The sequence below is a fragment of the Mesorhizobium sp. WSM4898 genome (assembly GCF_029625845.1).
Lineage (GTDB): Bacteria > Pseudomonadota > Alphaproteobacteria > Rhizobiales > Rhizobiaceae > Mesorhizobium.
On sequence record NZ_JARTVQ010000022.1, the window covers coordinates 1 to 11,436 of the forward strand.

Genomic DNA, 11,436 nt, shown 5'->3' on the forward strand with positions numbered 1-11,436 from the left:
TTGTCGCTCTTGATTGCCCTGCTTCAAATCCGGCCGAAGCCGGTCGCCGCTTAGGGCTCGGATTGTTCACGGTCGACTAGTGAGCACTCTCCAATATGTTAGGCTCTGTCGCAGTAGCGCAACAAGCTCAGTCTTTGGATGGGTGGTATGAGGATGAGACGACTGAATGTGTACAGGCTCAGTCTTTTTATCGAGGCTCTCGTTTTTGTCGTAAGCGCGTTCGGTGCGACGTGGCTTACCAGCTTTGTGAACGCGCCATGGTGGACATATGTGATTATAGCGGCCATCGCTATGGGCATGTTCGTCGCCGTGCGTGGGGTCCTTTCTGAGCCGCAACGTATGGGACTCTTGGCACACAACTCGGCAGCGACCTCTGCGTGAACCCAGACGCCTTGAAAATGTGCCCGATGCGTCCGGATTTTTGGCGGTGATCTTCATCAAATGCGATGAGCTGCAATTTCTGGCGACGGCCACGCTAAGGGCGGGCCTCCAGCACCATGTTGAACGGTGTCTCCGCGGCGCGACGCAATCGCTTGAAGCCGCCGCCGGTCACAACCTTGCGCAGCCTCGCCTCACCGGCCTGGGCTCCAAGCGCGAGCCCGACTTCCTGCGACACGGATGCGGGCGTGCACACGAAAGTGGAAGCGGCATAGTAAACGCGGCCGACGGGATTGAGGTTCGCCGCCAGATGATCATGCGCGAACGGCTCGACGATCATCCACGTGCCGTCCGGCTTGAGCGATCCGTGGACATGGGTGGCGGCGCCCGTCGGGTCGCCCATGTCGTGAAGGCAATCGAAGAATGTGACGAGGTCATAGGTTCCGGGATAGCTCTTGGCGGCCGCCACGTCGAACCGCGTGTTAACGCCGACGCCGGCTACCTCGGCCGCCTTGCGGGCGCGCTCAATCGAAGGGGCATGATAGTCGAAGCCGACGAAGCGCGAATTGGGGAAGGCCTGTGCCATGAGCACGGTCGATGCACCATGACCGCATCCAACATCCGCGACGTCCACGCCGCGTTCGAGCTTCTCGACGACGCCCTCCAAGGCCGGCAGCCAGGAGTCGATCAGATTGGCATTGTAGCCTGGACGGAAGAACCGTTCCGTACCGCGAAACAGACACGCGCTATGATCGTGCCACCCGACGCCCTTGCCGGACTGGAATGCCTGCCTCACCTTTTCTTCATCGAGCCACAGCGCGGACAGGAACTCGAATGCGCCTGCCATGAAGGCCGGGCTGTCTTCATCAGCGAACACCAGCTCTTGCTCGGCGTTGAGATAGAATTTGTCGCTCGCTTCATCGTAGTCGACGTAACCCGCCGCCGCCTGCCCGGAAAGCCATTCCCTTACGAGGCGTTCCTGGGTGCCGGTGCGTGTCGAAAGTTCGGCGGCCGTCATCTTGCCGCCTTCGCGCAATGCCTTGAACAGGCCGAGTCTGTCCCCCAGCAGGACTCCCGCGCCCGTTGCGATCGCACCGAGATCGCCGACCATTTTCCCCAAGAATGCGTCCAACTTTTCCTGATTCGCTTCAGACATCTGAATCTCCCTTTGGGTTCAATCTCTCCAGGCGACGGAGCCGTGCTCGTCATGAGGCGCCTTGAGCATCAGATGCTCGAAGACATGCAGATATCCCCGGCGGCTCATTCCGCGCTGCCGATCCTGCACCAGACCATATGGGTGACGACCGGCGCGGTGGTCGGGAATGACAGCCACCTCCATGCCGTTGAAAAGCAGGAAATCCGTCACTTTGCCCTCGTCGGTAACCGGCGGAGCCGGAGTGGTCGTCACCAGGGCAAGCCCTGTTGCAGCAGGTATCCTTGGGCAGCCTGTCAGAACATCGATGACTCCGGTTGTGGTGCCGGGGTGGGCGATCAGGGGCCAAGTGATTGTTCCGCGGCGGCTGTATGTTGTGGTAAGGTGATCATGCGAACTCTTGTTGGTCGGTCACGTGTTTTGCGGATGACCCGCATGTACTGTGCCAAATGAGAAAACCATTCAAACGCAATCCAGTAGATCTGACTGTATCCGACATTGTCGGAATTTGGACATCGCCGAACGCGAAGCGCTCGGGGCTTGTGACGATACTTGAGCGTGCTGCTTCGGAGGAGGGATGAGCCTCGAACCGGCCGCGAGGCCTTTTTCTGGCAACGGATATTCCGGCCGGGTTAGGCCGCGAGGAAAGCGACGGTGAATAAGAGGTAGAGGACCAACCGTTTTGAGCGGGTAGTTGCCGTGTTGCGCCCCCAGGCAAAGGCCAGCACCACGGAGCAGTATTTCTGGTGGCGATACTACAACGCCTTTTAGTGCCGGTTACCCGTTTTTACCCAGTTGGCCTGGTGCATTCAGAGCGAGCTCGTTGGAAACCGCTTATTGTGGCTATGAGCGAACTCGGGATGGAGGAGTGGACCCAAAAATTGGCAAAATGCCCCAGGGAGGATTACATGGGTCGCTCATTCCCCGTACTCGTTACAGGTGCGCGTCGCTTCGCAAACAGCTTGCTTTTGACTTGGCGTTTTTTGCCGTCTCGGCATCGCTCACTAATTCGGCCGCTGCCGACACCGTGAACTGGCGTCAATTCGAAGGGACCAGCATAACTTGGGCCTACGACATCCACCCCTATGCGGATGCTCTCGCTGCGCAATTTCCGGAGTTCGAGAAGCTGACCCGGCATCAAGGTCACGCCGGAACTCTACCCAGACGATTCTTACTGGAACAAGATGACGATCCAACTGACGACGAAGTCGCCAGCATGGGATGTGTTCGGCACTGGCATTCAGCCCGCGTAGGACCTCGCTCCGAGTGGCGCCCTGGAGCCGCTGGACAAATACCTGAGCGATTGGAAGCTTACCGATGCTGGATACGACTACATTACGTGGACATGATCAAGAAGTGCGCGGCTCCTTCCTTCGCGTCCGGCCGCAGCGCGATGACGATCGACTCAAATATGTTCGGCTTCTGGAACGATGTTGCGGGGAAGCCGGCATCCGGCAAGATCGCCTTCGCTCCGCCGCTGCACGCACCGAGCGCCACGAGCTTGGAGTCTGACATCTGGATCTGGGCTCTCGCCATGAACGCGGCTTCCGAAAAGAAGGGCACGGCCTGGCTGTTCATCCCGTGGGCCACCTCCAAGCAGGTGGCGCTCAAGGGTGCCCTTGCTGGCCAGCTCGTCAATCCGCCGCGCACGTCGACCTGGCAGACGACACCTGGACTAAGTACGCTTCGCAGCCCGAGTTCAACAACTTCGTTGACAGCTTCAAAAAGATACAGGACCAAGCCGCGCTGGCTTTCACACCGCGTGTCGGCTTCGGCGAAGCCATGAACGCATGGGCCGTGGCGATGCAGAAGATGGTAAACGGCGATGACGTCGAGACGACGTTGAGGGCGCTTGCCGAAGAAATCCGCACTGGCCTCTGATCAAAAGGAACAGGGCAGTACTATTGCACTGCCCTGTTCCCGCCAACGGCGGAGATCACGCCGTGTCACCCCAAGCACTTAAACCCAGCGTGCCGATGGCAGCCGAAGGACCTGGCGCGCGCGCCTCGTCCGGTTCGGCTTCGCTGGAGGGGCGTTCCATCGACTGTTTCAGCCTTGCAATCATCCAGGCGCTGGCCAAAAGCCAGATGGAGCGCCGGCTCAGGAACCGGCGCAAAAACTCGAGCCTGCCGGCGCTGATCGAGCTGGTGCTGGCGCGGCCGCTGGTGTCGGCAGGTCTGGTCGCGGCCGAGCTGAAAATTAGCCAGCGCGCTGCGCTCGGGCTGGTGCCGAACTCGGCATCCGTGAGGTGACCGGCAGGGGGCGCTACCGGGCGTGGGACCCCGTTTAGCTGCGGCGGGCTTTGGCGAAAGCGACAGCACTGATGATTTTTGCTGTACGCTCATTCTCCCTCATCTGCGCGTTGACAGAAAACCAGCAGGCGAGGGTCACAGCACGCTGTGCTCCCCGCGATTTCCGGAAAACCAATGAAAAACGACTTTGATCGATCGCGCGGGACGTATCATTCAACCATGTCGAGAACGGGCGTGACGGCACGTACACTATGGACCGAGAGAACTTTGTCTGGCGACTTTGCGCACGCTTGCAAAACTCTTCGGAAAACTTCCTTCTGTTGATCCAATGATCGTAATGAGCTGGAGTGGCATCGCCGCTCTCCTCGGTTCTTGCTCTCTCAGTTGAACTTGATGCTAGCCTGCACGAAAACGCCGTAGCGCTTTGCCTTCCAATCGTCGGCCTGCGGGGAACCACGACCGCCCATTGCCTCTTCGAAATGAGCGGTGCCGTTATTCGCCACGGCCGCAACACCGCCTCGAGCTGGACGCCATGCCCATCGCCGTCTTCGGGAATTAGCTTGATCTTGGGCGCATGTGGTGCTGCTCTTTGCCGTCGAGCCGCGTGAAGAGGAACGCCACGTCACCAGAAAGGCTGAGTCGCTCGGTGAGTTGCGTCTGCCCGGCCAAGCCGAGTCGCAGCGAATGCCAATCGTTGTCCTGGCTGAGAGGTTGACGTAGGTGGGACGGTTGGCACACAGGTTCCCCAGTTGGTCGCCTGCTGCGTGCAACCGAAAGCATCGTAGCTCTCGTGCCAGAAATTGTTGCCAACAAAAGCACCGATGCGGTAGCGCGGTGAGTTCAAGAAATTATATCCAAGATCGGCGGTGAAATAGCTGACGCCGCCCCCGCGCTGATCACTGAATGTGTTTGAGTAGCCCCCCATTTCCGTAAGAAGTCCTCGTCATGAGAAAATCCTCCCTGATGCCGCCCGCACCGAGGAGGCCTTTACGAAAATGCCAGTCGGATTGTGGACTCGAATGCGCGTCTAGATCGTCATAGGTGAGCCGCGAGACCAGTGACGTACCTTTATGATTGTAAAGTTCCTTCGATGCGTTGCCGGTACTGGCCAGTAACGTAGTCCACCCTCGAAGGAAAAGACTGAGGCCGCCGACCCGGCTACCGACGCCGACTCGCAATCACCGGCACTCGACGGCGGTTCGGAACTTCTCGGTGCCGCAGCGCCGGCCAAGCCGGACGGGCCCGGTGAAAAATTCGTCGTCGAGGGCAAGGCGCCCGCTGCTGCGCCCGGCCGCGCCGACGATTTTTCTTGGCCGCCAAGGCGGCAGCCTGCGGCCGGGGCCACAACCGAAACGACCACGGCGATCAGTCCGTAAGCTGCCCGGGGCAGCGGAAGGGCGGAAAGCGCCTTCAGGTGGCCGCACAAGTAGGGTCTCGAGACGGACTCAGCGCGGCAGCACGCTCGATCCCATCAGCGCCTCATCGATGGCGCGCGCCGCCTGGCGGCCCTCGCGGATCGCCCAGACGACCAGCGACTGGCCGCGCCGCACGTCGCCCGCCGCATAGAGCTTTTCGACGCTGGTCCTGTAGTCCCGGTCATTGGCCTCGACATTCTTCGAGCGGCGGCTGTCAATGGCGATCTTCATCTGGCCGGCCAGTTCCGACACCGGCCCGCGAGCGGCTGGCCCGGCAAAGCCGATGGCGATGAACGCGAGATCGGCGCGGATGACGAATTCGGTGCCGGCGATCGGCTTGCGCTTTTCGTCGACTTCGCAGCATTTGACCCCGGTCAGCTGGCCGTTTTCGCCGATGAATTCAAGCGTCGCCACCTGGAATTCGCGCTCGGCGCCTTCGGCCTGCGAGGATGACGTGCGCATCTTGGTCGCCCAGTATGGCCAGACCGACAGCTTGTCTTCCTTTTCCGGCGGCTGCGGCCGGATGTCGAGCTGGGTGACGCGCACCGCGCCCTGGCGGAAGGCGGTGCCGACGCAGTCGGAGGCAGTGTCGCCGCCGCCGACGACGACGACATGCTGGCCGCCGGCGAGGATCGGATGCGACGGCCACGCCACCGACTGGATCGGTTCGCCGCCGACACGCCTGTTCTGCTGCACCAGATAGGGCATCGCGTCATGCACGCCGCCGAGATCGTCGCCGGGAATGCCGGCCGCGCGCGGCGTTTCGGAACCGCCGCAATAAAGCACGGCGTCATGTTCGGCGAGCAGCTCGGCAACCGGCTTGTCGACGCCGACATTGACGCCGCAATGGAAGGTGACGCCCTCGCCCTGCATCTGCTCGATGCGCCGGTCGATATAGTGCTTCTCGATCTTGAAGTCGGGAATGCCGTAACGCATCAACCCGCCGGGCCGGCTCTCGCGCTCATAGACATGGACGTCGTGGCCGGCGCGGCCGAGCTGCTGGGCAGCCGACATGCCGGCCGGGCCGGAGCCGATGACGGCGACGCGCTTGCCGGTCTTCTTCTCCGGCGGATAGGGCCTGATATGGCCGGTCTCGTAAGCCTTGTCGGCGATCGCCTGCTCGACCGTCTTGATGGCGACGGGGATGTCCTCGAGGTTCAGCGTGCAGGCTTCCTCGCAAGGTGCGGGGCAGATGCGGCCGGTGAACTCCGGGAAATTGTTGGTCGAATGCAGGTTGCGGATCGCATTGTCCCAGTCGCCATTGTAGACGAGGTCGTTCCAGTCCGGGATCTGGTTGTGGATCGGGCAGCCCGTCGGCCCATGGCAGAACGGAATGCCGCAATCCATGCAGCGCGCGGCCTGTTTCTCGACCTCTTTGTCGGACATCGGCAGCGTGAATTCGCGGAAATGCCGGATGCGGTCGGAGGCCGGCTGGTACTTGTGCACCTGCCGGTCGATTTCGAGAAAGCCTGTTACCTTGCCCATAGTCCAGTTCCTGCTGTCCAGATGGTGCGCCTGGCGACGCCCTGCAGCTGGATCAGATGGGGCATCCCGTCCACACATGGGCCGCACCAAGTTGCCCAAAATTCGACTATGTACACTTGCCGGGCTCAAAGCTCGTGAGGGGCTCGCCATGCAGCCAGTTCTCGACTCTAATCGAAGGAGCCGGGGACTCCATCTGCAATACCACGTTGCGGTCCAAAGCTATTTCCAAAGGTTTCTGCACGAGCTGGTTTCCTCTCAGAGACGGCACACGGGTTCAGGGAGGAGCGCATCGCTCGTCTTGCCCCATTGAGTGCAGTCACAGTCACTCAGTCTCAAAAGCCATGCCAACGCGCTCAGCGCGCAGTTAGCGCCCATTGCTTCGAAAAACCTCGTCAGTGCCCAGATGTTGGTTGTAATGAACCTGACATTTGTCTGACGCTGTCAGCTTTTGGACACGCGATCACGCGCTTCGTGCCGCCAGATGGCCAGGCCGAGCCCTGTGTTGCCAGCGGTCGCTTCGATGATTGTACCGCCCCGCGCGTGCCACGCTGTTCGGCATTAACGATCATCGACAACGCAATGCGATCCTTGATCGATCCGCCGGGATTCTGGCTTTCGATCTTGACGAAGCGACGACACCTGCCGGTATCGAATCTCTTCAGTTCGACGACCGGCGTCTCCCCAATCAGATCGAGCACTGACAAATGGCGGACGCAGGCGAGAGGACGCCTTTGTCGACGGTCGGCGGAACATCTCGAGGCTCATGCGGCTGCGGTCTCCAGAATGTCGGCATAGTGCCGTTGCGCAATATCGGGATGCGAGCGCAGTCGGCTCTTCAGCAGTTGCGGAACAGGGGATTGTCGGGGTCGCTGGCGGGGCACCCGCTTCGGCAGCCAGTTCAGGCGGCAGGTCAAGAAACCGTATGTCGGCATCAAGCCGCGCGCCGAAGAAGAAGGGAATAGAAACAGTGCCCTTCGAAAGACCCAGGGCGACGGAAATCATTGCATCGGGCGAGTTCATGCGCCTGAAGCAGCGCTGGCTGCAACTGCTTCATAGCGACAGGCGGGCGGAGACTCTAGCGGGGCTTTCGCCGCTTGGTTGATTGAGGCTCTCGACGAAGCCACTAAGATTCGGCGGCCGATAATAGCTTGCTGCTCATTGGGACGCCGACCAACGCCGGGATTGAGAAAGGCAACCCTGCCCCACAAGGCGGGTGTCACACGTGCGGTGCGTCCGCTCGTCGCGCCGGATGGTCTTTGAGACCTGGGTTCACGGCTATTCAGATGCACCCCTGTCGGCTTTTCGGTGCAGGCCGCCAGGCGGCGTGTTGCAGCAGCGGTAATTAGTTTGAGAGCGTGCGAGCACGGGCTGCATAGTGAGATCATTTGCCGGCGTGGGGACCAAGGTGTGGCGCAGCCTTAGAGAACTCAACACCGAGACCGGAGCAACGGAGACGGCTCTTTCGTCGAGACAGTTTAATTGGAAGGCCGAGAAGCACCGGCTGGGTAGCGTCACGCCGCATCATTCTTTGCGGAGCTGGAGCGCGCGGGATCGCTGGAGCGGCTGGTGAAAGCGGTTGCCGGGGCGCACGCCAACAACAACACGTGAGCTGGCGCCTCGTGTGGCAAAAGGAGGGGGCGAGAGCCCATGGCCTGCAATGAAGCGATCAAGCATTGCGATCGTGGAACCAAGCTGCCTAGTCGACCATCCGGACCGCGGCCTTCAAGCCAGCTCGCCTTGGAATCGGCCTTCCAGGAATCACCGTCAAGGCCGACTCACGACCTTTTCGCCATGAGCCGCGAAGAGGGCATTCCGCCGGAAGCCGATGGCTGCCTTCTCTCGTTCATCGACGGCTATGTGGTGAGCGGCCATGTGCCGGTCGGCACGGTCAACAAGCTCTTGACCGAGCGGCCCGACATCAAAGGGCATGACGCTGCCCGGCATGCCGATGGGCTCCCCCGGCATGAGTGGCACGAAGGAAGCGCCCTTCGAGATTCTCGAAATCCGAAAGTCTGACGCGACCGGCGGCATCTACGCCACGGAATAGGAGGCTTCGATGATGGAATGCATGAGCGGCATGATGATGTTCGGCACGGGCCTGGTGTGGCTGCTTGTCGTCGTCGTGCTCGTCCTCGGGACGGCCGCGCTGATCAAATACCTGTTCTCCAGCGGCGGCAAAGGAGAAGGGCGTCGGTCCTCTTATCGATGCGTGGCCGCGGCAGGCCTCGGATTGGTCTGGACATTGCCTTGGCTCGCCAACCGGATGGCCGCGCCCCGGCCGCGGCGATAGCGCTAGGCAAGACGGTTTTAGCCAGGCGAAGGTCAGCGCGATTGGAAAGCCCGCTGCCTTCGGGACGCATGCCGGCGCCGGGACCGGCCGCGGTCGTCGGCGGCGGCTACCAGAGCGACATGCCGGGCTTCGGGAATGTCCTCACCGACGAGGAGATCCGGGCCGTTCTGGCCTTCATCAAAAGCACATGGCCCGAGCGGGAACGCGCCTATCAGGCAGATGAGCCGCCGGGAGCGGGAGCAGACACAGTGAGACCAATCCTAGCCGCGGAGCCCTCGAACGCCCCCAACCGGAATGCATTGTCCATGAAAGCGAAACCGTCGCTTGCGATTCAATTTCTGGCGCTGATCCTCGGGACCTCCGCGCTGGCCCACCATCCGGGCGCCGATCTCGACAAGATGAGGGACAGCGCGGAGAGGTTCTTCCAGGCGATCGACGAGCAGGCCGCGCCGCCTTTCGAACTGGCCGACGCGGACGGAAGGGCCGTCCGCCTTCCGATCTCTCCGACAAGATCGTGGTGCTCTACTTCATGACGAGGTAACCTTGGAAGAAGAAGGCGACGGCCACTGGCGGCAGGATGGCAAGCACGCTGGCCGCAAAAAGCGGCCCATACTCATAGAAGCGGGCCGGTTCTGTCGCAAATCGTGCTTTTGGCCACAACTGGACGCTTTCGCGCGCTTATGGACCAGCTCACATGACAGGGCTCGACGTGCCCCGGGGTGGCGCCCTACTTCCACGCTCGCACTGTCACACTCCCGCCGAAAGGCGGGTTTAGTGAGTTATGGCAGTGACTGTGCCACCAGTCCAAACGTCGAGTTTCGCGGCAACTTCGACGCTTTCCTTAGCTGACTTGCCCAAAACCAGCGCGGCCAAAGCATACTGCTTGCCGCTCCCGATGGCATAATATTCACCTTTCACGGGATCACTTGGCAGCCAATTGCCGTCCAACAATACGGCTTCCCCATTTTTGCGCACTATCAGCGCCTCAAATTCAAAATTGTCGTCGTTGCGCGGCACAGGAATATCAGAAACATCCATGCCCTTCTCAACCCAGTCTCGAACGGCCTTTGGAATACCCAAGGACGAAGAGGAAACGCCGATGAGTGTGCCGTCGCATAAGCGAAACACCTTCGTTTTCTCACCGACGGATACTGAGTCAAAACCCAAGGCTCGGCCGTCGCCAGCCATGGTTCCGTTCCTGTAAGCTATTGTTGTCATTGGCACCCTTCTATCGCTGCATCAAACTTCAGGACCTTGCGCATGTCCCCTGTGTCAAGGTCACTGACCGACGGCCTATTTGCCTGATACACGATACAGGCTGCGCTCCTTGAGTTCGCGCACGGGTGGCCGTCATCTTGCCGCCTTCGCGCAATGCCTTGAACAGGCCGAGTCTGTCCCCCAGCGGGAATGACAACCACCTCCATGTCGTTGAAACGCAGGAAATCCGTCACTTTGCCTCGTCGGTAACGGGCGGAGCCGGAGCGGTCGTCACCGGGCAAGCGCGGTCGCAGTAGGTATCCTGGGCAGCCCGTCAGACATGGATGGCTTCGGTTGTGTCATGCGACTTCTTGTTGGTCGGTCACGTGTTTCCGGATAACCAGCATGCGCTGTGCCAAATGAGAAAACCATTTAAAGTCAATCCAGCAGATCTGACTGTATTCCGACATTGTCGGAAATTGGACATCGCCGAACGCGGGCGCTCGGGGCTTGTGATGATACTTGGGCGTGCTGCTTCGGAGGAGGGATGCGCCTCGTACCGGCCGCGAAGCCTTCCTGCATTTAAGGCGCCAGATCAATTGAACGCGATGCCGGGCAGCGTCGCAGCGGCTAAGCCAGCCACTCGCATTGCTCCCTGACAGGATGGTGCCGATCCTGCTGAGATCGCATGCTGGCGCGACGTTGCTTTGCGGCCACCGTCGCGCCTGCCCGTGAACTGTTCGCGCCTGTGCTCATGCTCGCCTTGACACCCTCGATGGGTCCATCCGGGATGGTCAACCATCCGGAACATAGCGGGCAGGCGGGCATCTTCACCAGCAGTCTCTGTGTCGCTCTCGTGGCGGCAAACAAGATCGAGGCTGGCGGGGTGATGATCAACGGTCCTCGAACCATCGATTTTGATCGCGGTGGCCGTTCAGTGCGTTCAAGCACGAGGCGCCGTTAGACGGCACCGCAGCATCATAGCGAAGTGCCATGCAGGACGACTCCCTGCAGCATCGTCTCGCGCAGCCAAACACTTGCCGGATCACTGTTGTGAACGGCCGGGCGTTTGACGGCCTGTGACGCGAAAAGGCAACGGAAGATCTAGCATTTATGGGGGAAATGTTTTTTCGGAGTGCTTGACCCGCAGGAAGGGCAGGGCATGACTGCCTATCGCCCGACCCGGCAAGGCCGCACTCATGACCGGCTGGGCTCGGTTAATCCTGCATGCCGCGCCCATGAGGTTACTTGTCCGGAGTGCGTCGA

8 protein-coding genes and 6 pseudogenes are annotated in these 11,436 nt (G+C 60.7%); 7 read left to right on the forward strand and 7 right to left on the reverse strand.

The window, feature by feature from the left end; genetic code table 11:
- Positions 1-475 precede the first annotated feature (475 nt).
- Positions 476-1,534, reverse strand: coding sequence for a class I SAM-dependent methyltransferase (locus tag P9228_RS30685; protein ID WP_024504268.1), 1,059 nt, complete (start codon positions 1,532-1,534; stop codon positions 476-478).
- Positions 1,535-1,591: 57 nt separating this feature from the next.
- A pseudogene (locus tag P9228_RS30690) lies at positions 1,592-1,813 on the reverse strand (insulinase family protein); the annotation flags it as partial.
- Between the two features lie 1,057 nt (positions 1,814-2,870).
- On the opposite strand from P9228_RS30690, the gene P9228_RS30695 reads away from it, so the two are divergent.
- From P9228_RS30695 to P9228_RS30705, 3 genes and pseudogenes are all read left to right on the forward strand, one after another.
- Positions 2,871-3,317 carry an extracellular solute-binding protein gene (locus tag P9228_RS30695; RefSeq protein ID WP_236383562.1) on the forward strand — a complete coding sequence of 149 codons (447 nt, stop codon included), beginning with the start codon at positions 2,871-2,873 and terminating at the stop codon, positions 3,315-3,317.
- A gap of 157 nt (positions 3,318-3,474) precedes the next feature.
- Complete coding sequence (locus tag P9228_RS31005) at positions 3,475-3,783, forward strand: helix-turn-helix domain-containing protein (protein ID WP_236473435.1); 309 nt, start codon at positions 3,475-3,477, stop codon at positions 3,781-3,783.
- Positions 3,784-4,964: 1,181 nt separating this feature from the next.
- A pseudogene (locus tag P9228_RS30705) lies at positions 4,965-5,159 on the forward strand (DUF459 domain-containing protein); the annotation flags it as partial.
- A gap of 69 nt (positions 5,160-5,228) precedes the next feature.
- On the opposite strand, the gene P9228_RS30710 reads toward P9228_RS30705, so the two are convergent.
- From P9228_RS30710 to P9228_RS30725, 4 genes and pseudogenes are all read right to left on the reverse strand, one after another.
- Positions 5,229-6,683, reverse strand: a complete 1,455-nt coding sequence (locus P9228_RS30710; RefSeq protein ID WP_063169408.1) for a glutamate synthase subunit beta — start codon at positions 6,681-6,683, stop codon at positions 5,229-5,231.
- A gap of 41 nt (positions 6,684-6,724) precedes the next feature.
- Positions 6,725-6,888 (reverse strand): annotated as a pseudogene (locus P9228_RS30715) (thioredoxin domain-containing protein); the annotation flags it as partial.
- 278 nt (positions 6,889-7,166) lie between these two features.
- A pseudogene (locus P9228_RS30720) lies at positions 7,167-7,436 on the reverse strand (pyridoxal-phosphate dependent enzyme); the annotation flags it as partial.
- Positions 7,437-7,444: 8 nt separating this feature from the next.
- A pseudogene (locus P9228_RS30725) lies at positions 7,445-7,649 on the reverse strand (isopenicillin N synthase family oxygenase); the annotation flags it as partial.
- An 801-nt stretch (positions 7,650-8,450) separates the two neighbouring features.
- Between P9228_RS30725 and P9228_RS30730 the strand changes: the two are divergent.
- The 3 genes and pseudogenes from P9228_RS30730 to P9228_RS31010 form a co-directional block, all read left to right on the forward strand.
- Positions 8,451-8,730 (forward strand): annotated as a pseudogene (locus P9228_RS30730) (DUF411 domain-containing protein); the annotation flags it as partial.
- 21 nt (positions 8,731-8,751) lie between these two features.
- Positions 8,752-8,973, forward strand: coding sequence for a hypothetical protein (locus P9228_RS30735; protein ID WP_245462946.1), 222 nt, complete (start codon positions 8,752-8,754; stop codon positions 8,971-8,973).
- Positions 8,974-9,014: 41 nt separating this feature from the next.
- Complete coding sequence (locus P9228_RS31010; RefSeq protein ID WP_244514239.1) at positions 9,015-9,506, forward strand: cytochrome c; 492 nt, start codon at positions 9,015-9,017, stop codon at positions 9,504-9,506.
- Positions 9,507-9,744: 238 nt separating this feature from the next.
- On the opposite strand, the gene P9228_RS30750 is transcribed toward P9228_RS31010, so the two are convergent.
- Positions 9,745-10,161: a hypothetical protein gene (locus tag P9228_RS30750; RefSeq protein ID WP_063169404.1), complete on the reverse strand. Its 417-nt coding sequence runs from the start codon at positions 10,159-10,161 to the stop codon at positions 9,745-9,747.
- 697 nt (positions 10,162-10,858) lie between these two features.
- Between P9228_RS30750 and P9228_RS30755 the strand changes: the two genes are divergently transcribed.
- Positions 10,859-11,134, forward strand: a complete 276-nt coding sequence (locus tag P9228_RS30755) for a hypothetical protein (protein WP_063169403.1) — start codon at positions 10,859-10,861, stop codon at positions 11,132-11,134.
- The last annotated feature ends 302 nt before the right edge of the window (positions 11,135-11,436 follow it).